The 20043-nt window shown below is 67.1% G+C and carries 18 protein-coding genes; 6 read left to right on the forward strand and 12 right to left on the reverse strand.

Annotated features, from left to right (window positions below; translation table 11 throughout):
• Positions 1-874 precede the first annotated feature (874 nt).
• From RTY46_RS09635 to RTY46_RS09685, 11 genes are all read right to left on the reverse strand, one after another.
• Positions 875-2143, reverse strand: a complete 1269-nt coding sequence (locus tag RTY46_RS09635; protein WP_312708056.1) for a glutamate-5-semialdehyde dehydrogenase — start codon at positions 2141-2143, stop codon at positions 875-877.
• Positions 2140-3297: a glutamate 5-kinase gene (gene proB / locus RTY46_RS09640; RefSeq protein WP_312708057.1), complete on the reverse strand. Its 1158-nt coding sequence runs from the start codon at positions 3295-3297 to the stop codon at positions 2140-2142. Before proB ends, RTY46_RS09635 begins: the two co-directional genes overlap by 4 nt.
• Before the next feature lie 10 nt (positions 3298-3307).
• Positions 3308-3571, reverse strand: a complete 264-nt coding sequence (locus tag RTY46_RS09645) for a YciI family protein (protein WP_312708059.1) — start codon at positions 3569-3571, stop codon at positions 3308-3310.
• Complete coding sequence (argH, locus tag RTY46_RS09650) at positions 3571-4866, reverse strand: argininosuccinate lyase (protein WP_312708060.1); 1296 nt, start codon at positions 4864-4866, stop codon at positions 3571-3573. Before argH ends, RTY46_RS09645 begins: the two co-directional genes overlap by 1 nt.
• A 20-nt stretch (positions 4867-4886) precedes the next feature.
• Positions 4887-5840: an N-acetyl-gamma-glutamyl-phosphate reductase gene (gene argC / locus RTY46_RS09655; protein WP_312708061.1), complete on the reverse strand. Its 954-nt coding sequence runs from the start codon at positions 5838-5840 to the stop codon at positions 4887-4889.
• On the reverse strand, positions 5837-6439 hold the full coding sequence (locus RTY46_RS09660; RefSeq protein WP_312708062.1) for a GNAT family protein: 603 nt from the start codon (positions 6437-6439) through the stop codon (positions 5837-5839). Before RTY46_RS09660 ends, argC begins: the two co-directional genes overlap by 4 nt.
• Positions 6440-6442: 3 nt before the next feature.
• Positions 6443-7771, reverse strand: a complete 1329-nt coding sequence (locus RTY46_RS09665; protein ID WP_312708063.1) for an acetylglutamate kinase — start codon at positions 7769-7771, stop codon at positions 6443-6445.
• A gap of 25 nt (positions 7772-7796) precedes the next feature.
• The gene (locus RTY46_RS09670; protein WP_312708064.1) at positions 7797-8885 is read right to left on the reverse strand and encodes an acetylornithine deacetylase; all 1089 of its coding nucleotides are present in this window, start codon (positions 8883-8885) and stop codon (positions 7797-7799) included.
• A 172-nt stretch (positions 8886-9057) separates the two neighbouring features.
• Complete coding sequence (locus RTY46_RS09675; RefSeq protein WP_303636116.1) at positions 9058-10251, reverse strand: argininosuccinate synthase; 1194 nt, start codon at positions 10249-10251, stop codon at positions 9058-9060.
• Positions 10252-10319: 68 nt separating this feature from the next.
• On the reverse strand, positions 10320-11330 hold the full coding sequence (locus RTY46_RS09680) for an N-acetylornithine carbamoyltransferase (protein ID WP_312708065.1): 1011 nt from the start codon (positions 11328-11330) through the stop codon (positions 10320-10322).
• Positions 11331-11649: 319 nt separating this feature from the next.
• Entirely contained in the window at positions 11650-12213 is a 564-nt protein-coding gene (locus tag RTY46_RS09685; RefSeq protein WP_312708067.1) for a hypothetical protein, read from the reverse strand.
• A gap of 175 nt (positions 12214-12388) precedes the next feature.
• Between RTY46_RS09685 and cysS the strand changes: the two genes are divergently transcribed.
• The 3 genes from cysS to RTY46_RS09700 are packed head-to-tail and all read left to right on the forward strand — an operon-like array spanning position 12389 to position 15516.
• Entirely contained in the window at positions 12389-13765 is a 1377-nt protein-coding gene (gene cysS, locus RTY46_RS09690; RefSeq protein ID WP_312708183.1) for a cysteine--tRNA ligase, read from the forward strand.
• A gap of 54 nt (positions 13766-13819) precedes the next feature.
• The gene (locus RTY46_RS09695; RefSeq protein ID WP_312708069.1) at positions 13820-14272 is read left to right on the forward strand and encodes a SufE family protein; all 453 of its coding nucleotides are present in this window, start codon (positions 13820-13822) and stop codon (positions 14270-14272) included.
• On the forward strand, positions 14269-15516 hold the full coding sequence (locus tag RTY46_RS09700; RefSeq protein WP_312708071.1) for an MFS transporter: 1248 nt from the start codon (positions 14269-14271) through the stop codon (positions 15514-15516). The genes RTY46_RS09695 and RTY46_RS09700 overlap by 4 nt, the downstream gene beginning before the upstream one ends.
• Before the next feature lie 409 nt (positions 15517-15925).
• On the opposite strand, the gene dksA is transcribed toward RTY46_RS09700, so the two are convergent.
• A complete protein-coding gene (dksA, locus tag RTY46_RS09705; RefSeq protein WP_312708072.1) occupies positions 15926-17179 on the reverse strand; it encodes an RNA polymerase-binding protein DksA in 1254 nt (417 codons plus the stop codon).
• 273 nt (positions 17180-17452) lie between these two features.
• Here dksA and yidD point away from each other — a divergent pair, with 273 nt between their 5' ends.
• From yidD to RTY46_RS09720, 3 genes are read left to right on the forward strand one after another with little or no spacing between them, the layout of a single operon-like run.
• Positions 17453-17707: a membrane protein insertion efficiency factor YidD gene (gene yidD, locus RTY46_RS09710; protein ID WP_108750139.1), complete on the forward strand. Its 255-nt coding sequence runs from the start codon at positions 17453-17455 to the stop codon at positions 17705-17707.
• A 1-nt stretch (position 17708) separates the two neighbouring features.
• Positions 17709-19055, forward strand: a complete 1347-nt coding sequence (locus RTY46_RS09715) for a dihydroorotase (protein WP_312708073.1) — start codon at positions 17709-17711, stop codon at positions 19053-19055.
• The gene (locus RTY46_RS09720; RefSeq protein ID WP_312708074.1) at positions 19055-19903 is read left to right on the forward strand and encodes a M23 family metallopeptidase; all 849 of its coding nucleotides are present in this window, start codon (positions 19055-19057) and stop codon (positions 19901-19903) included. The genes RTY46_RS09715 and RTY46_RS09720 overlap by 1 nt, the downstream gene beginning before the upstream one ends.
• Positions 19904-20043 lie beyond the last annotated feature (140 nt).

Below are 20043 nucleotides of genomic sequence, written 5' to 3' on the forward strand. Positions count from 1 at the left end.
GGTCGACACAGTAGATCCACGCCATGCGTGGATGCATTTCCATGGAAATCGAATATTGAATCCAGGGTCAGAGCCCGTTGCGCAGCAACAGGATCCGACCCCGCTGCCGTTCGGACAGATCGCGCTGTTGGTAGGTGTCGAGCTCGGTCGACACAGTAGATCCACGCCATGCGTGGATGCATTTCCTCGGGGTCAGAGCCCGTTGCACAGCAACGGGATCCGACCCCGCTGCCGTTCTGACACAGCACGCCGAAGGTAGGTGTCGACCTTGGTCGACACATCTGTCAGATATCGAATGAATCATCCACGCATGGCGTGGATCTACTGACGGATGCCGAAACAATTCCGGGGTCAGAGCCCGTTGCGCAGCAACGGGATCCGACCCCATGCCGATCCGACAGCGCTCGCCAACGGTAGGTGTCGACCTTGGTCGACACAGTAGATGCACGCCATGCGTGGATGGAATTCCATCGAAATCGAATATCAATCCGGGGTCAGAGCCCGTTGCGCAGCAAAGGGATCCGACCCCTTGCCGTTCCGGCAGCGCTCGCCAACGGTAGGTGTCGACCTTGGTCGACACAGTAGATCCACGCCATGCGTGGATGCATTTCCATGGAAATCGAATACTGAATCCGATTCCGTTGCCGTTACCCCTTGCCGTTCCGACAGATCCCGGGAAACGGTCAGAGGTGGGGCGGTGTCGGAATGCGGGGTGTCAGCCGCATGGATGCGGCTGCCAAGCCTACACGGACGTACTTGCGGCGTCCCCGCATTCCGACACCGCCCCGCCAATCCACGGAATGCACGCTCTTGTCGTTGACGTTGACGCTGACGTCCAGCAGGTGCAGGGCTGCAAGCCCTGCCGCAAAGCCCCCTATCGGGTCTGCCCTTCGCCGCGCACCACGAACCGTTCGACGGTCAGCGCTTCCAGCCCCATCGGGCCGTACGCGTGCAGGCGCGTGGTGGAAATGCCGATCTCGCTGCCCAGCCCCAGCTGGCCACCGTCGGAAAAACGCGAGGACGCGTTGACCATCACCACCGCCGAACGCAGTGCGTTGACGAAGCGCTCGGCATTGGCCTTGTCCTCGGTAGCGATCACCTCGGTGTGGTCGGAGGTGTAGGTGCGGATATGCGCGATGGCGGCGTCGAGATCGTCGACCACGCGCACCGCCAGCACCAGGTCGAGAAATTCGACCGCGTAATCCTCTTCGGTGGCGGCCGTGCTGCCGGGCAGCAGCGTCTGCGCACGTTCATCGGCACGCAGCTGCACACCACGTTCGCCCAGCGCCTGCGCCGCGCGCGGCAGGAACGCATCGGCCACATCGCGGTGCACCAGCAGTGTTTCCAGCGAATTGCAGGCCGCCGGGCGGCTGCACTTGCCATCCACCAGCAGCGCAACGGCCTTGTCCAGATCAGCGCTGGCATCCACGAACAGATGGCACACGCCCTTGTAGTGCTTGATGACCGGAACCCGCGCGTGTTCGGCCACGAAGCGGATCAGGCCTTCACCGCCACGCGGAATGGCCAGGTCGATCAGCTCGTGCAGCTGCAGCAGTTCCAGCATGGCCTCGCGGCGCAGATCGGTCAGCACGGTCACCGCTGCCGGCGGTACGCCGTTGGCCTTCAGTGCACCGGCCAGGGCCTGGGCGATGGCAGTGTTGGAATGGATGGCCTCGGAACCACCGCGCAGGATCACCCCGTTGCCGGCCTTCAGGCACAGCGCAGCGGCCTCGGCGGTCACGTTCGGGCGTGCCTCGTAGATCATCGCGATCACGCCCAGCGGCACGCGCACCTTCTGCACGCGGATGCCATTGGGGCGCACATCGTCGCGGGTTACCTGCCCGACCGGATCGGACAGCGCGGCTACCTCGCGCACCGCTTCGGCCATGGCGAACAGCCGCGCCGGGTCCAGCGCGAGGCGGTCAAGCATCGCCGTACCCACGCCCTTTTCCCGTGCAGCTGCCAGGTCGCGAGCATTGCCGGCCAGGATCAGGCCGGCGTTTACTTCCAGTGCCTGTGCCATGGACAGCAGCAGCGCACGGCGCGCCGCACTGTCCAGGCCGGCAACCACCGTGGCCGCATCACGGCAGGCCCGCACCTGCGCTTCGATTTCACTCATGGGGATGTCCTGCAGTTCGTTCATGGCAGCACCAGATCGTCACGATGCACGACCGTGCCACCGTAGTTGTAGCCGAGCACGGCCTGGATGTCGCGCGTGTGGCGGCCGGCGATGCGGCGCACATCGTCGGCGGCGTACTGGCTGACCCCGCGCGCCACGCAGACCCGCCCCGCCTCGCTGTTCCAGCACACCTGCACCATGTCACCGCGACGGAACGCGCCGTCGGCGCCGGTAATGCCACCGGGCAACAGCGAAGCGCCCTTATCGCGCATGGCCTGGGCCGCGCCGGCATCGACCAGGATCGCGCCCTCGGCCAGCGGCGCATGCCGCAGCCAGTGCTTGCGCGCCGCTTCACGGCTGCGGGCGGCGTGGATGCGCGTACCAAACAGCCGATCGCGCGTCAGCGCGCGCACCACGTCACCGCTGCGGCCGTTGAACAGGTAGGTTTCGATGCCCAGCCGGCCAGCCTTCGCGGCGGCTTCCAGCTTGGTGCGCATGCCGCCGGTACCGGCGCGCGAACCGGCGCCACCGGCCATTGCCAGCACGGCATCGCTCAGTTCGGCCACCTCGTGCAGCGGCTGCGCGTCGGCCACCGTGCGCGGATCGGTGCTGTACAGCCCGTCAATGTCGGTGGCGATGAACAGTGCATCGGCATCGACCAGCGCGGCCACCGTGGCGGCCAGGTTGTCGTTGTCACCAAGCTTGAGCTCGTCCACCGACACGGTGTCGTTCTCGTTGACCACCGGCAATGCGCCCAGCCGCAGCAACTCGTTCAGCGTTGCGCGCGCATTGAGGTAGCGGCGGCGGTTGCGCAGGTCGTCGTGGGTAAGCAGCACCTGCGCCACCGGCCGCTCGAAGAAGCGCTGCCACAGGCCGATCAGCTGCGCCTGGCCCAGTGCCGCAAGCGCCTGGCGGGCGGCCATGGCGGCACCGGGTTCGTCCACGCGCGGCAGGATCGCCCGCCCCGCCGCGACAGCGCCGGAGGAGACGATCACCACTTCGCGGCCGGCCAGCACATGGGCCGAGACGAACTGCGCCAGACCCAGTGCATGGCGCGGCGACAGCCCTCCACCATCGGCGGCCAGCAGACTGCTGCCCACCTTCAGCACCGCCCGCCGCCACGGCGGCAGCGCTTGTTCGGGGAACGGCGAGGCGACGTGGGCAGCGGGGTCTTTCATCAGCGGGGTCTCAGCGGGTACGCCATTCGTGCACGGTCAACTGCGAGGCCTGCATCGTCACCAGCGGATCGGTGGCGACGATGGCCTGGGCCTGCGCCAGGCTGTCGACGTTGCACAGCACGTAGGCGCCGCCGCTGCCGTCGGTGAAGCCACCGGTCAGCTGCAGCCGGCCCCGCTCGCGCAGCGCGTCGAGGAAATCCAGGTGCGGCTGCACCGCGGCCTGGGTGAACGTGGGCAGGCGCAGGGCCATGACCAGGTAGACGGTGCCGGCCATCAGGCCAGCGCCAGCCAGCGCGCGCGCAGCTCGTCCAAGCGCAGGTCGGCGGCCGAACCGGGCGACACGCGCGCGGCCAGGCTGCCTTCCGGGGTACGCCCCTGCCCTGCACTGTCGGCACCGGCAGCGGCGGCCTTGTAGGCCTCGCGGAACGGCACACCGGCCACGGCCGCCTCCACCGCAACGTCGGTGGCGTACATGCCCGAATCAATGGCCGCGCGCAGCTTGTCGTCACGCCATTCCAGGTTGGCCAGCAGCGCCGGCAGCAGTTCCAGCGCGGCCAGGCCACGACCGAAGCCGTGGAAGATGGCGCCCTTGGACGACTGCAGGTCGCGGTGGTAGCCCGACGGCAGCGACAGCAACTGCTCGATCTCGGTACGCGCCGCGGCCACGCTGGCGTGCGTGGCGCGCATCAGTTCGATCACGTCCGGGTTGCGCTTGTTGGGCATGATCGAGCTGCCGGTGGTGTACTGCGCCGGCAATGCGACGAAGCCGAATTCGGCACTGGTGAACAGCGAAAGATCCCAGGCGATGCGGCGCAGGTCCAGCGTGGCGCCGCCCAGTGCTTCCAGGGCGGCCAGCTCGAACTTGCCGCGCGACAGCTGCGCATAGATCGGCGACACCTGCATGCGCGCAAATCCCAGCGCGGCAGTGGTGTGTTCGCGGTCCAGCGGCAGGTTCACGCCGTAGCCGGCGGCGGTGCCCAGCGGGTTGGCATCCACCAGTGCGTGGGTGTCGCGCGCGCGCACCGCGTTGTCGATGAAGGCTTCGGCCCAACCGGCCCACCACATGCCCGCCGACGAGACCACGGCGCGCTGGATGTGGGTGTAACCGGGAATCGGCAGGTCCTTCTCGGCCTGCGCACGATCCAGCGCGACCTTGGCTACTTCCGCACTGAGATGGGCCACGCGCTGCAGCTTTTTCTTCAGCCACAGGCGGGTGGCCACCAGGATCTGGTCGTTGCGGCTGCGCCCGGTGTGGATCTTGCGCCCGGCATCGCCCAGGCGTTCGGTCAGGCGTGCTTCGATGGCCGAATGCCCGTCTTCGTACTGGGTGTCCAGCACGAAACGGCCTTCGCGGAAATCCTGCGCCAGCAGGTCCAGTTCGCGCAGCAGGCCGGCCAGCTCGTCGGCACTGAGGATGCCGATGTGCTGCAGGCCTTCGGCGTGCGCGGCGCTGGCGGCGATGTCGTGCAGGAAGAATTCGCGATCAAGGATCACGTCATCGCCGGCGAGGAAGGTCTGGATCTGTGCGTCGACCGCGACGCCCGGCTTCTGCCAAAGAAGGTCTGCCATGGGGGCTCCGTAATACGTGTTCAGTGCGGGATCGACGTCAGTTCGTCGATGCCCAGCGCAAGGTTGAGGTTCTGCATGGCCTGGGTGGCCGCGCCCTTCAGCAGGTTGTCCAGGGTGGCCACCACCACCACCCGCTTGCCACCGGGTGCCAAGGTGAAGCCACCTACCTGGGCGCCGTGGCGGCCGGCGATGCGGCTGACCCACGGCGCATCATCCACCACTTCGATCAGGGGTTCGCTGGCGTAGGCCTGCTGGAAGCGCTCGACGATCTGTTCGCGGGTCTGCACGCGGTTCAGCCACAGGTTGGCGGTAAGCGTGATGCCCCGGAAATGCGGCGCGACATGTGGCATGAATTCGACCGCCACGCCCAGCTGCACCGACACTTCGCGCTCGTGCACGTGGTTGGTCAGCGCGTATGGCATCAGGTTGTCGGCCAGCAGGTCCACGTTGTTCTTGTCCGACGGGCTGGTGCCCGCACCGGAATAGCCGGACACACCGAAGCACTGCGGCGGGCCGGCCAGCAGGTCCAGCAGCGGGTGTACGGCCAACTGCATCGCGGTGGCGTAGCAGCCCGGGTTGCTGATGTGCTTCTGGCCGCTGTAGCGGCTGCGGGTGAGTTCCGGCAGGCCGTAATACCAGCCGTTGTCGAAGCGGTAGTCGGCCGACAGATCGACGATCACGGTATCCGGCCTGGCGGCGTCAAGCGCGGCCACGAACGGCGCGGCCAGACCATTGGGCAGGGCCAGGATCACCGCATCCACGCCCTTGGCGGCCACGGCATCGGCATCCAGGTTTTCGTACTGCAGGTCGCCCTGCACTTCGGGGTGGTGGTCGGCCAGGCGCTGGCCGGCACGCTCGCGCGAAGACACGAAGGCCAGCTTCAGGCGCGGGTGGGCAGCCACCAGCTTGATCAGCTCGGCGCCGGTATGGCCACGGGCACCGACAATGCCCAGGGTGAAAGTCGAATCGTTCATGCGTGTTGGTCCAGGCGGTGCTGCAGGTGGCGCTTCACGCCCTGCCATTCCGCGTCGATGATGGAAAAGATGACAGTGTCACGCGGCGTGCCGTCGGCATGCCGCTTGTGGTTGCGCAGCACGCCGTCCTGCTTGGCGCCCAGCCGGGCGATGGCGGCGCGCGAGGCATGGTTGAACCAGCTGGTTTCCAGCACCACGCTGATGCAGCCCATCACCTCGAAGGCGTGCTGCAGCAACAGCAGCTTGGCCTCGGTGTTCACCCCGCTGCGCTGCACGCGCGGTGCATACCAGGTGTACCCCAGGCTGAGTTTGGGAACGTCCACTTCCAGCCCATAGAAGCGGGTGCTGCCGACGATGGCGCCGGCCGCATCACGGATCACGAACGGCAGCACCTTGCCTTCGGCCTGCGCATCCAGCGCGGCCTGCACGTACTGCCCTGCCCGCTGCGGCGACGGCACCTGGGTGTACCAGAGCTGGTCCAGGCCGCTGCCTTCCAGCGCCGCGGCCAGGCCGGGAACGTGCGTACCCTGCAGCGGCTCCAGCAGCACATGCTGGCCGCGCAGGGTGGGAACGCTGTTCCAGGCGTCGGCAGGCGTCATGGCTCAGCCCTGCAGGCTCGGCGTGCGCTGCGCGCAGTGGTCGACATAGGTCTTGATGCGGTCGATGCCATCGGCGCCGAACCAGAACACCTTCCACTGGTCCTGCTTGTAGCAGCCATCGGATTCGGCGTAGTAGAAGTGGTTGATCGGGTTGCCATGGCGCGAGCGCCAGAACAGCTGCGGGGTTTCTTCCAGCATCACGTTCCACACCGCACGGCCCAGGCCTTCGCCCTGCGCATCGTCCAGCACGGCGAACTTGTCCAGGTACACGCCCTCGGCCTCGTCGGTGAGGATGACCGCAGTGCGGTAGTTCTCGCTCACATAGGCGCGCAGCAGGCGGGTCTTCTGGAAGTAATCGGGCACCAGCGTGCGACCGAAGCTGGATTCGATCAGGCCCTTCAGGCGCGGCAGGTCCAGCTCGCTCCATTCGGTGGCGCGCAGCACTTTTTCGCCCTTGCGCACCAGCGTGCCCGAGCCCTTGTGGGTGAACAGTTCCTTGGCCAGGTCGGCCGGACGGGTGATCGACACCGACGATTCCAGCGGCAGGCGATCGAGCAGGTCCTTGATCTGCTCGATCTTCACCTTCATGCCGCCATGGATCCACGGCTGCGCGATCAGGTGGTCGTACTCGGTGGACAGGTTGATCGAATCGATCACCGTGCCCTGCTCGTCCAGCAGGCCGCCGGTGCCGGTCAGGAAAATGATCTTGTAGGGCTGCAGTTCCTGCACCAGCTCATTGGCGGCGAAGTCGGCGTTGACGTTCAGGATCTGCCCACCGGCGGTCTCACCCAGGCTGGTGATGACCGGAATGGAGCCGGCGCGCAGGCTGGCCTCGATCGGCGCCAGGTTGACCTTCTTCACTTCGCCCACCAGACCGTAGGTATCCGGGTCCAGGTACTCGGCCTCGAATACGCCGCCGGTGATGGAAGTGGCACGCGCACCGTTCTGCTGCAGGGCTTCGACCAGGCGCAGGTTGGACTGCTGGAACACCCGGCGCACGATCGCCAGGGCTTCCGGTGAGGTCACGCGCAGGCCGTTGACCGTCTGCTTCTCGATGCCGGCGGCCGACAGTTCCGCATCCAGCTGCGGGCCAGCGCCGTGCAGCACGATCGGGGTCAGGCCCACTTCCTGCAGGAAAGACAGCGAGGACGTCAGCGCTTCAAGATCGTCGCGCAGCACGGCACCGCCGACCTTCACCACAGCGAAGCGCTTGGCATCCAACTGCGAAAAGCGCTTGAGGTACTGGCTGATCTCCTTCGCGCTGGCCATGCTGGAAAGCAGGCGCACGATGGTCTGGCGGGTCTGGCGGTGGGGCTGGAGGGCAGGAGACATTTCGGTTTCGTCGGAAAGGGAAGAATCAGGCGCCGGCGGCGATGATGCGGTGCACGGCGTCGGTGTAGCGCTGCAGCTGGTCCAGCGTCACGAACTCATCAGCGGTATGCGCCTGGGCGATGTCGCCCGGGCCGAACACCAGCGTGGTGTAGCCACCGGCCGAGAACAGCGAGGCTTCGGTCCAGAAATCCACCGCGTTGCCGATCGGCAGATCCAGTGCATCGGCCACGTCGCGCGCCAGCAGGCGGCGGTGCTCGGCTTCGGCGATATCGCCGGCCGGCAGGCTGGGGCCGCGGAAGGTTTCGGTGAACAGCGCAGCGTCCGGTTCGGCGAAGCCGGCGAAGGTCGCCAGCAGCGCATCGATATCCATCGACGGCAGCGGGCGGAAGCCAAAGCGCACCTCGGCGGCCGGCGCGATCATGTTGGCCTTGATGCCACCCTCCACGCGACCGATGTTGAAGCGCAGGCCGGTCAGCCCGCCGAAGCGCGCCGAGGCCAGCGATTCCACGTGGTCCAGCGCGCGGTTGCCCCAGCGCATGGCCTGATGCAGCGCGCTGGCGGCCGCATCCTGCTTGCCCGAAGCGTGGCCGGCGCGGCCGGCGAACTGCATCAGCACCGAGCTGATGCCACGGTGCGCCAGCACCGCCTCGCTCATGGTCGGTTCGGCCACCAGCACCGCCTCGTAGGGCAGGCCACGGGCCAGGAACGCGGCGATGCAGCGCGGATCGTTGGCTTCCTCATCGCTGGAGAACAGGAACGCGGCGTCGCCATCGCTGGCATTGGCCGCAGCCACCAGCGCGGCGGCCGCGCCTTTGATATCGCACACGCCCAGACCGACCACGCGGTCGTCCAGGCGGCGCATCACGTGCGGGTCGGCACTCCAGTGCGGCGAATCGGGCACGGTATCCAGGTGCACGTTGAACAGGTACTTCGGCGTACCGCGCACCGCGTACAGGCTGACCGCACCGGCACCGTGGTCGATCACCTCGACGTTGAAGCCGGGCAGATGGTCGCGCAGGTAATCGAAGATGCCACCGGTGGTGATCGCGCGCGGCGGGTTGCGGGTGTCGAAGGACACCAGGGCCTGCAGGTGATCGAGCGTCTGTTCAAGCATGAATCAACAATCCTGTGGAATTCCGCCGGGCATGGCCCGGGGGGATATCGGGTTTCCAGCATCCGCCGGGCATGGCCCGGCGCTACCGGATTGCGTCTGGTGGAGAGCCCCCTTGGTGTTCAAGGGGGCGCGCCAACGGCGCGGGGTTGAGGCGGAATGCGTGGTCAATCGCTCAGCGATTGACCTGCGCGTACAAGGTCGAGCTCATGCCGAACAGCTTGATGAAGCCTTCAGCCTCTTCCACGCCCCAGTCGGCCGACTGCGCGTAGGTGGCACCCTTGGTGTTGAGCAGGTGCGGCGACTTCACCGCCACCGCGTCAACGCGGCCACCGCGGGTTTCCAGCACCACTTCGCCGTTCACCTTGGCCTGCGAGGACTTCAGGAACGCTTCGATGTCGGTCTTCAGCGGGTCGTGGTAGAAGCCTTCGTACACCAGCTCCACCCACTTGCGCGCCACGTCCGGCTTGAAGCGGTTCTGCTGCTTGGTCAGCACGGCATCTTCCAGCGCACGGTGCGCGGCCAGCAGCGAGACCAGGCCCGGAGCTTCGAAGACGATGCGGCCCTTCAGGCCGATCACGGTGTCACCGGTGTAGACGCCGCGGCCCACGCCATACGGAGCAAACAGCTTGTTCAGCTGGGCCAGGATCTGGTCGCCCGGCAGCGCCTTGCCATTGAGTTCAACGGCTTCGCCTTCCACGAACTTCAGGGTGACGGTCAGCGCCTGTTCCGGCCACTCGCTGCGCGGCGCGCACCAGCCACGGGCGCCCTCGCCCGGCGCTTCCCAACGGTCGATCTCGCCACCGGACATGGTCACGCCCAGCAGGTTCTCGTTGATGGTGTAGGCCTGCTGCTTGGCGCGTACGCCGAAGCCGCGCTCTTCCAGGTACTTCTGTTCGTAGGCACGGGTCTGGGTGTGTTCCTTCTGGATCTCGCGGATCGGCGCGATGATCTGGTAGTCACCCAGGGCCTTCACGGCCAGATCGAAGCGGACCTGGTCGTTGCCCATGCCGGTGCAGCCGTGGGCGATGATGTTGGTGCCCAGTTCGGCAGCACGCTTCAGCGCGGCGTCGACAATCAGGTAACGGTCGGACACCAGCAGCGGGTACTGGCCCTGGTAGCCTTCGCCGGCCCACACGAACGGCTTGACGAAGCCTTCCCAGATGGCCGGGCCACCGTTGACGGTCACGTGGCTGGTGACGCCCAGTTCGGCGGCACGCTTTTCGATGAAATCGCGCTCTTCATCATCCACGCCGCCGGTATCGGCGAACACGGTGTGCACGTTGTAGCCGCGCTCCTGCAGGTAAGGCACGCAGAAGCTGGTATCCAGGCCGCCGGAGAAGGCGAGAACGACGTCTTTGTTGCTCATGGGGGTAATGTCCAATCAGGTGGGGTAGCGCCGGGCCATGCCCGGCGGATTGTTTCAATGCCTGGCAATCAACGACCGGCAACCGCGGCCATGATTGCCTTCTGCACGTGCAGTCGGTTCTCGGCTTCGTTGATGGCAATGCACTGCGGCGAATCCATCACGCCATCGGTGGCCTTCACGTTGCGGCGCAGCGGCAGGCAGTGGCTGAACACACCGTTGTTGGTCAGCGCCATCTTGCGTTCGTCCACGATGAAGTGCTTGTACTGGTCGCGGATCGGCTTTTCCGGCTCCCAGTTGCCGAAGAACGGCAGCGCGCCCCAGCTCTTGGCGTAGACCACGTCGGCACCGGCGTAGGCGCTGTCGATGTCATGGCTGACCTTCAGCGAACCGCCGCTCTCGGCCACGTTCTGCTCGGCCCAGCCCATGTAGCGCTCGTCCAGGATGTAGTCGGCGGTCGGGCACAGCAGGGTCACGTCCATGCCCATGCGCGTGGCGATGGTCAGCGCCGAGTTGGCCACGGCGGTGTTCAGCGGCTTGGGGTGGTAGGTCCAGGTCAGCACGTACTTCTTGCCACGCAGGTCCTGGGTGCCGAAGTGCTCCTGCAGGGCCATGATGTGGGCCAGTTCCTGGCACGGGTGGGTGATGGTCTCCATGTTGATGACCGGCACCGGCGAGTACTTGGCGAAGCTGTTGAGGACAATGTCCTGGCGGTCGTAGGCCCAATCCACGAACTTGGGGAACGCACGCACGGCAATGATGTCGCAGTAACGGCCCAGCACCTTGGCCACTTCGGCGATGTGTTCTTCGGTATCGCCATCCATCACCGTACCGAGGTTGAACTCGATCGGCCACGCATCCTTGCCCGGCTGCAGCACCACGGCGTGCGCGCCCAGCTGGAAGGCGCCCAGTTCAAAACTGGTGCGGGTGCGCATGGAGGGGTTGAAGAACACCAGCGCGATCGACTTGCCCTTGAGCTGGTCGCCGATCTTGTTGCGCTTGAACAGCTCGGCCTGGGTCAGCAGCGCGTCAAGCTCGCTGCGGCTCCAGTCCTGGGTGTTCAGGAAGTGCTTGGGGGACATCATCTTTCCTTGCGTGGCGGCGCCGGACTGCGGCGCGGTGGAAGGGAAAACCGGCAAACAGGGTGGTGCGGAATGGTTGCAGATGAAGCTTTCAGGACGCGGAAACGAAAAAACCCAGCCGGCGGGCTGGGTTTTTTTCGGACGAACAGCAGAAAGCTCCGGTTACCCAGCGGAAATGTGGGGTTCCGGTCGACGGGCACGCGACGTCATGCCAGTGGCCTGGCGGGCGGCGCTGCTGTCGTGCTGGAAGTCGGTGAGCTTCATGGCCGAACATCTTTGCATGGGCGGAAAGCCTGCGCAAGGGGCAGGCGTGGCAGGATCAGGGCGATGCGCCGGCGGTCTGGTCAGCGCCGACCCACGGGGTGATCGAAACCCGGATCTTCAGCCGATTGCCGGGGTCTTCCGGCAGCCGTGAGCGGTACTTGGTGCCCTTGTAGACGTAATCCACGTCGTAGGCGATGGGGCGGCGGAACTCGCGGCCCACCGGCACGATGCGGCAGTCGCGGGTCAGCATGGGGCCGTTGTTGGCCGGGGACGGGGCCGGGTTCTCGGCGGCCACCTCCTGGGCGGCCTCCTCATCGCTGCGCTTGAACATCGAGCGTACCGAGTCCCAGAAGCGGCCGATCCGGCCCTTGTCCTCCACCGGCTCCTCGCCGGTCACGTTCACCGGGGCCAAGGTACGGGTGGACACGGGTTCGCAGTGCTCTTCGGTACGGGTCGCGCGCAGGGTCTGGAACACCGGCTCGACGTTCAGCACCTGCGCGTAGTCGAACTTCACGTTCTCCACGATCACCACCCGGTTGCGCGGTTCGGCCTCTTGGGCCTGGACCACGAGCGGCGCCGCCGACAGGCAGGCCAGGGTCAGCAACGCGGTGGTTTTCATTGGCGACGGAAGGAAGGGCACGGCAATAGTGTAGGCAGTGACGACCGCAAGGGGCTGAACATTACCCGTCCGCGCCGCTCCTGCCCACCCCACTCCGCCTGCCGGTGGGTTCCGGCGCCCCCAAAGGGCCCCGACACGTTCTAAAATCACACGCTTGTCCCCCACTCCGACCCCCATGACCCTGCGCCTGCACAACAACCTGACTCGCCAGCTCGAACCGTTCACCCCGATCGACCCGGCCTGTCCGACCCTGTATGTGTGCGGCCCGACGGTCTACAACTACGTGCACATCGGCAACGCCCGTGGCCCGGTGGTGTTCGGGGTGCTGGCCGACCTGCTGCGGCGCCGCTTCGGCGCCCTGCGCTACGCCCGCAACATCACCGACGTGGACGACAAGATCAACACCGCCGCGCGTGAGCAGGGCGTGCCGATCAGCACCATCACCGACAAGTTCGCCGCCGCCTACCGTGAAGACATGGCCGCGCTGGGCGTGGTGCCGCCGGATATCGAGCCGGAAGTGACCGCACACATGCCGCAGATCATCAGCATGATCGAGCAGCTGATCGGGAACGGCCATGCATACGCCGCCGAGGGCCACGTGCTGTTCGCGGTGGCCAGCTTCGACGGCTACGGCAAGCTTTCGCGCCGCGATCCGGAGGAAATGCTGGCGGGCGCCCGCGTCGAGGTGGCCCCGTACAAGCGCGACGCCGGCGATTTCGTGCTGTGGAAGCCGTCCAGCGACGACCTGCCCGGCTGGGAATCGCCGTGGGGTCGGGGTCGCCCGGGCTGGCACATCGAATGCTCGGCCATGGCCGCCGCCCACCTGGGCGAGACCATCGACATCCACGCCGGCGGCGTGGACCTGCAGTTCCCGCACCATGAAAACGAGATCGCGCAAAGCGAATGCGCCCACGGCGGCAAGGTCTTCGCCCGCTTCTGGCTGCACAACGGCATGCTCAACTTCGGCGGCGCCAAGATGAGCAAGTCGCTGGGCAACATCGAGCGCGTGCACGACCTGGTGCGCCAGCACCCGCCCGAAGCGCTGCGCCTGGCCCTGCTGTCGGCCCACTACCGGCAGCCGCTGGACTGGTCCGATGCACTCATCGAACAGTCCGCGCGCACCCTGGACCGCCTGTACGGCACCCTGCGCGACCTGGTGGACGTAGACGCCGCAGCCGTCATCCCGGCCTCGGTGGAAGCCACCCTGGACGATGACCTGAACACACCACAGGCGCTGGCCGAGGTCGCCCGCATTGCCGGCGAGGCCCGCCGTGCCACCGACCCGACCGAGCGCGCGCGCCTGAAGAGCGAGCTGCTCGGCGCCGGGCTGGCGCTGGGCCTGCTGCAGGCCGACCCGGCACAGTGGTTCGGCACCGCCGCCAGCGAAGGCGACGACGATGCGCGCATCCAGGGCCTGATCGACGAACGTGCCGCGGCCAAGCAGGCCCGCGATTTCGCCCGCTCCGACGCCATCCGCGACCAGCTGGCCGCCGAAGGCATCGTGCTGGAAGACACCCCGCAGGGCGTGCGCTGGGTGCGCAAGCGCGCCTGACCGCCCTGCCCCGTGGCCGGCGCCCCCGGCCACGCCCCCACTGCAGAGACCGTTGTGACCGACTCCCCGTTCCCGCTTGAACCCACCGCCGCCGAGGCGCAGAGCGCCATTGCCGAAGAGTTCGCCTTCTTCGGCGACTGGTCCGAACGCTACCAGTACCTGATCGACCTGGGCCGCAAGCTGCCGACCTTCCCGGAAGAATGGAAGACCGAAGAACACCGCCTGCTGGGCTGCCAGTCGATGGTGTGGATCGTGCCGGAAGGCAATGCGCAGTCGCTGCGCTTCCACGCCATCAGTGATTCGGCCATCGTCTCGGGCCTGATCTTCCTGGCCCTGCGCGTGTACTCGGGCCGCTCGGCGCAGGAGATCCTGGCCACCGAACCGAGCTACATCCAGGACATCGGCCTGGCCCGCCACCTGTCGCCCACCCGCAGCAACGGCGTGGCCGCGATGCTGGCCTTCATCCGCGAGACCGCGCAGGCCCAGCTGCAGCGCGAACAGTCGTGAGCGCGGCCGCCACTGGAGAGGAAGGCGCGCTGGCCCTGCTGGGCCGGCCCGGCTTTGCCAAACTGCTGGCCTACCGCATCTTTGCCATGCTGTCCTACCAGGTGGTGGCGGTCACCGTCGGCTGGCACATCTACGAAGTCACCCGCAATCCGTTCTCGCTGGGCCTGGTCGGCCTGGCCGAGGTGCTGCCGTTCTTCTGCGTGGCGCCATTTGCCGGTTACCTGGTCGACCACCTGCCGCGCCGTCGGCTGGGCATGGTCGCCTGCGCCGGGCTGGTAGCCACGGCCATCGTGCTGACCTGCGTGGCGAAGGGCTGGTTGCCGTTCCACGGGGTCTGGCCGATCTATGCGGCCATCGCCCTGACCGGCATGGTGCGCGCCTTCCTGTCCCCCATCTACAACGCGCTGTTCGCCCGCGTGCTGGCCCGCGAGCAGTTCGCGCGCGGCGCCGGGCTGGGCAGCGTGGTGTTCCAGTCGGGCATGGTGGTGGGCCCGGCGCTGGGCGGCATTCTGGTGGGCTGGGGCGGCAAGGGCCTGTCCTACGCCGTGGCCACCGGCTTCGCGCTGGTCGCGCTGGGCTGCCTGGCCACGCTGAAAGTGAGTGAGCCGGTGCATGACGGCCCGGCCGCGCCGATCTTCAAGAGCATCGCCGAAGGGGCGCGCTTCGTGGTCGGCAACCGCATCATGGTCGGCGCAATGGCACTGGACATGTTCTCGGTACTGCTCGGTGGCGTGGTGGCGATGCTGCCGGCCTTCCTGCAGGAGATCCTGCACCATGGCCCGGAAGGGCTGGGCATCCTGCGCGCGGCACCGGCGCTGGGCTCGATCGCGGTGGGCCTGTGGCTGGCCCGCCACCCGCTGCAGAAGAACGCCGGGCGCGTGCTGCTGTTCGCCGTGGCCGGGTTCGGTCTGTGTGTGGTCAGCTTCGGCCTGTCGCAGCACTTCTGGCTGTCGGCGCTGATCCTGCTGTTCTACGGCGCCTTCGACGGCGTGTCGGTGGTGGTGCGCTCGACCATCCTGCAGCTGGCCACGCCCGAGGAAATGCGCGGGCGGGTATCTTCCATCAACGGCATCTTCATCAGCTCGTCCAATGAACTGGGCGCGTTCTATGCCGGCACGATGGCCAAGCTGCTGGGCCTGGTGCCCGCGGTGGTGCTGGGCGGTTGCGCGGTGCTGGGCGTGGCCGGCATTACCGCGTGGAAGAACCCGACGCTGCGCAAGTTGAACCTGCGCGACCTGCAATGAGCGCGCTTTTGTAGAGTCGAGCCATGCTCGACTGCGCACTGCCGTGCGCCCACGAACCGGTTGCGCCGGGCCGCGACTGGCGGACGCTTTCTGCGACCGCGGCGGGTTGTAACTTTCTTTGCTCGTGCAAAGAAAGTCACCAAAGAAACACGCCGCCATCCGCGAGCCGGCGCTGCGCGCCGGTGCCCTGCGCTCCTCGGTGAATCAGGGGACGGCGCGGAACTCGCTTCGCTCAGACACCCGCGCCTCTTCGCCCCTGATTCCCCTGCGGTGCTCGGCTCGCTGCAAGGCGGACCCAAAAGTCAACGGCCACAGCCGCCCGTGCCAGCCAAGGTCGCGCGCCCACGATACCCCAACAAAAAACCCGGCCAAGACCGGGTTTTTCGCATGACCCCACAACGCTCTGGAATCAGTCGCCCTGCTGCTTCTGCAGGTGCTCCCAACGCTCCTGGGCGTCGATGGTGCGCTCGGCGGTCAGGCGCGCTTCCAGGCGCTCCAGGCCGATCTCTTCACCGGTGTCCACGCAGTAGCCGTAATCACCGGCTTCCAGGCGCTTGAGGGTGCTGTCGATCTTGCCGATCAGCTTGCGGTAGCGGTCACGGGTGCGCAGTTCCAGCGAGTTCTCGGTCTCGCGGGTCGCACGCTCGGCTTCGTCGCCGATGTCACGCACTTCCTCACGCAGGTTCTCGATGGTCTGCTTGGATTCTTCCACCAGGTCACCACGCCAGTTCTGCAGGCGCTGACGGAAGTATTCCTGCTGCAGCGAGCTCATGTATTCCTCTTCCGAGGACGGCTTGTAGCCAGCCGGCAGGATCGGGCGGCCAGTGGCCTCGTCGGTCTTGTATTCGACGACCTTGTACTTGCTGCGCGGGGCCGGCGCCGCCGAACGGGCGGTCACAGCCACGGCAACCTTGCCGACGGGGCGCGACACGGTCTTCGGAGCGGTATCAGGATTCACGGCAGATTTCACGGCGGTCTTGGCAGGCGATTTCGAAACGGGCACGGGATTCTTGGATTGCGGGGCCTTCGATGCAACCGGGGCGGCGGCCGCAGCCGGCTTGGGGGCCGGAGGGGCAGCCACCGCGGGGGCGGTCTTGGCCGGGACAGGCTTGGCCGGAGCCGGCTTGGCGGCAGGCTTCGGTGCGGACTTCACTACGGGGGCCGGGGCCGGCTTGGCAGCCGGCGTGGCGACATTCTTCGTGGCTTTCTTTACAGCGGCAGGTGCGGGCGCCGGTTTAGCGGCCGCCGCCTTCTTCGCGGCGGGCTTTACGGCGGGCTTGGCAGCCCCCTTGCTGGCCACCGGCTTCGGTGCCGGCTTGGGCGCGGCTTTCTTGGCGACCGGTTTGGGCGCCGGCTTGGCAGCGGCTTTCTTTTCCGGGCTTGCCTTGGTGGCCGTCTTCTTCGCCACCGGTGTCTTCTTTGCCGCGGCCGCAGGCTTGGCCTTGGCCGGCGCCGCCTTCTTGGCAACTGCGGGCTTGCTGGCCTTGGCCGGGGCTTTCTTTGCGGTAGCCTTCCTGGCCGCCGGTTGCGAGGATGCCGCCTTCGCCGCCGGCTTGCTGGCCGACTTCGGGGCAACGGGCTTGGCCGCCAACTTCTTCACAACAGGCTTGGCGGTTTTCTTGGCGGCCTTGACGGCCTTCTTTGCAGTTTTTTTAGCAGCCACGAAACGCTCTTCCTTGGATTCCCCGGGGCCCGGGAAAGCGGGCCTTTATAGCCTACCCGACCGGCAGCAGCAACCTTGGGGGCCTGCTCCATTCAGTCCTGGAGCCAGCGCGCCCAACGTGGCGGTCCGAACAAGCTGACCGCCCTGCGCGGTGCGGAACCTGGCCAGCACCCGCAAGGGTACTGGCACCGGCCGCAGGCCATCGACGACATGCGACCAACGGCCCATCCTGCACAAATGCGGCCTTCATGCCAACTGGCATAAGATGACTGGGTGATCTCGCGCCTGCTCATCGCCCTGCTGCGCTTCTACAAGCGCTTCATCAGCCCCCTGCTGGGGCCGCGCTGCCGTTTCGTGCCCAGTTGTTCTGAATACGCGATGGAGGCCATCGGCCGCCACGGCCCGCTGCGCGGCAGCTGGCTGGCCGCGCGCCGGCTGGGCCGCTGCCATCCCTTCCATCCCGGCGGCTTCGATCCAGTGCCCGAGTCTTCCCACGCCCCTTCTTGCCGTTGCACAGGAAAACACTGACATGTCCTCCACCCTCATCACCAATGCCCGCATGGTCAACGAAGGCCGCACCTTCGACGGCGACCTGCGCATCGAGAACGGCCGCATCGCGCAGATCGGCAGCGGGCTGGTCCCGCGCGATGGCGAACAGGTGGTGGACGCGGCCGGTCGCTGGCTGCTGCCGGGCATGATCGATGACCAGGTGCATTTCCGCGAGCCGGGCCTGACCCACAAGGGCGACATCGCCAGCGAATCGGCGGCGGCCGTGGCCGGCGGCCTGACCAGCTTCATGGACATGCCCAACACCAATCCGCCCACGCTGGATTCGACCATCCTGGAAGCCAAGTACGAACTGGCCCGCGGCCGCGCCTGGGCCAACTATGGCTTCTACCACGGCGCCAGCAATGACAACCTGGAAGCAATCCGCGCCCTGGACCCGAAGAAGGCGCCGGGCGTGAAGGTGTTCATGGGCGCGTCCACCGGCAACATGCTGGTGGACGACCCGGACACGCTGGACGCGATCTTCCGCGAGTGCCCCACCCCGATCATCACGCACTGCGAAGACACGCCGATGATCGATGCCAACCTGAAGGCGTTCCAGGAAAAATACGGCGACGCGCTGACCCCGGACATGCACCCGGACATCCGTTCGCGCGAGGCCTGCATCAAGTCGACCCGCCTGGCGATGTCGCTGGCACGCAAGCACGGCACCCGCCTGCACGTGCTGCACATCTCCACCGCCGACGAGCTGGCGCTGTTCGAGAAGGGCCCGCTGATCCGCGCCGACGGCAGCCGCAAGCAGATCACCGCCGAAACCTGCGTGCACTTCCTGCACTTCGCGCGCCCGGATTACGCGACCAAGGGCAACCTGATCAAGTGCAACCCGGCCATCAAGGAAGTCTCCGACCGCGAGGCGATCACCGCCGCGCTGGCCGATGACGTGCTGGACGTACTGGCCACCGACCATGCCCCGCACACCTGGGAAGAGAAGCAGACGCCGTACGCGCAGGCACCGTCCGGCCTGCCGCTGGTGCAGTACGCGCTGGTGGCCGCGCTGGAGCGCGTGCACGAAGGCAAGCTGACCCGCGAACAGGTGGTGCAGAAGTTCGCCCACGCCCCGGCGCAGCTGTTCGACGTGGAAGAACGCGGCTTCCTGCGCGAAGGCTACTTCGCCGATCTGGTGCTGGTGGAAGACGTGCCGTTCACCGTCAAGCGCGAGGACGTGCTGTCCAAGTGCGGCTGGTCGCCGTTCGAAGGCACCACCTTCCGCTCACGCGTGGCCTCGACCTGGGTCAACGGCCAGCGGGTGTGGGACGGCAGCAAGCTGGTGGGCGAACCGGCCGGCCAGCGCATGACCTACGACCGCTGATGCGTTCGGCACTGATGATCGGGGCACTGCTGCTTGCCGCGCCCCTGTTCACCGCACCGGTTGCACAGGCGCAGGATGGCATCGGCAGCCTGATCGACAGCCGCGTGGTGTTCCCGGCCAGCGCATCGCAGGGGGCCATGGTGATCGGCAAGGTGCCGGCCGGCAGCCGCGTGCAGTACGCCGGCCGCCAGCTGCGGGTGAGCAGCTACGGCAGCGTGGTGTTCGGCATCGGCCGCGACGAGAAGGGCCCGCTGCGCCTCCAGGTGCAGCGCCCTGATGGTGGCAGCGAGACAGCGACGATTGCGGTGACGCCGCGCGACTGGCCGACCGAGCGGGTCAATGGCGTGCCGCCGAAGACGGTCAATCCGCCGCCGGCGATTGCCGAACGGATCAAGCGCGAACAGGCGCAGGTGACCGCCGCGCGTGCGCGCGATGACGACCGCACGGACTTCACCCAGACCTTCATCTGGCCGGTGCAGGGCCGCATCAGCGGCCGCTTCGGCAATGCGCGCGTGTACAACGGCCAGCCCGGCGCCGGCCATTCCGGCATGGACATCGCCGTGCCCACCGGCACGCCGGTGAAAGCACCGGCCGCCGGCGTGGTGACCTTCGCCGGCCCGGACCTGTACCTGACCGGCGGCACCCTGCTGATCGACCACGGCTACGGCGTCAGCTCGAACTTCCTGCACCTGTCGCGCATCGACGTGAAGGTCGGCGACCGGGTGACCCAGGGCCAGGTGATCGCCGCCGTCGGCGCCACCGGTCGTGCCACCGGCCCGCACCTGCACTGGGGCATGAACTGGTTCGACACCCGCATCGATCCGTTGCTGGTGCTGGAACGCAAATAACGCGCGCCACGCGCTTGGGTGGGGTCATATTCCGGTAGCGCCGGGCCATGCCCGGCGAGCGCACTGCGCCTTGGTAGGTGCCGACCTTGGTCGGCACGATCCCGCAGCGCGCGCGGAACGTGCATTCATCCACGCATGGC

Origin of the sequence: Stenotrophomonas sp., from assembly GCF_032056425.1 — a bacterium.
GTDB lineage: Bacteria > Pseudomonadota > Gammaproteobacteria > Xanthomonadales > Xanthomonadaceae > Stenotrophomonas.

Excerpts from the sequence above, each read along its gene's own strand:
- RTY46_RS09715 (WP_312708073.1), top strand. The coding sequence starts at position 17,709 with ATGTCCTCCACCCTCATCACCAATGCCCGCATGGTCAACGAAGGCCGC.
- argH (WP_312708060.1), bottom strand. The coding sequence starts at position 4,866 with ATGGCAGACCTTCTTTGGCAGAAGCCGGGCGTCGCGGTCGACGCACAG.
- cysS (WP_312708183.1), top strand. The coding sequence starts at position 12,389 with ATGACCCTGCGCCTGCACAACAACCTGACTCGCCAGCTCGAACCGTTC.
- argC (WP_312708061.1), bottom strand. The coding sequence starts at position 5,840 with ATGAACGATTCGACTTTCACCCTGGGCATTGTCGGTGCCCGTGGCCAT.
- RTY46_RS09670 (WP_312708064.1), bottom strand. The coding sequence starts at position 8,885 with ATGCTTGAACAGACGCTCGATCACCTGCAGGCCCTGGTGTCCTTCGAC.
- RTY46_RS09720 (WP_312708074.1), top strand. The coding sequence starts at position 19,055 with ATGCGTTCGGCACTGATGATCGGGGCACTGCTGCTTGCCGCGCCCCTG.
- RTY46_RS09675 (WP_303636116.1), bottom strand. The coding sequence starts at position 10,251 with ATGAGCAACAAAGACGTCGTTCTCGCCTTCTCCGGCGGCCTGGATACC.
- RTY46_RS09680 (WP_312708065.1), bottom strand. The coding sequence starts at position 11,330 with ATGTCCCCCAAGCACTTCCTGAACACCCAGGACTGGAGCCGCAGCGAG.
- RTY46_RS09660 (WP_312708062.1), bottom strand. The coding sequence starts at position 6,439 with ATGACGCCTGCCGACGCCTGGAACAGCGTTCCCACCCTGCGCGGCCAG.
- RTY46_RS09685 (WP_312708067.1), bottom strand. The coding sequence starts at position 12,213 with ATGAAAACCACCGCGTTGCTGACCCTGGCCTGCCTGTCGGCGGCGCCG.
- RTY46_RS09665 (WP_312708063.1), bottom strand. The coding sequence starts at position 7,771 with ATGTCTCCTGCCCTCCAGCCCCACCGCCAGACCCGCCAGACCATCGTG.
- RTY46_RS09635 (WP_312708056.1), bottom strand. The coding sequence starts at position 2,143 with ATGAACGAACTGCAGGACATCCCCATGAGTGAAATCGAAGCGCAGGTG.
- RTY46_RS09645 (WP_312708059.1), bottom strand. The coding sequence starts at position 3,571 with ATGGCCGGCACCGTCTACCTGGTCATGGCCCTGCGCCTGCCCACGTTC.
- proB (WP_312708057.1), bottom strand. The coding sequence starts at position 3,297 with ATGAAAGACCCCGCTGCCCACGTCGCCTCGCCGTTCCCCGAACAAGCG.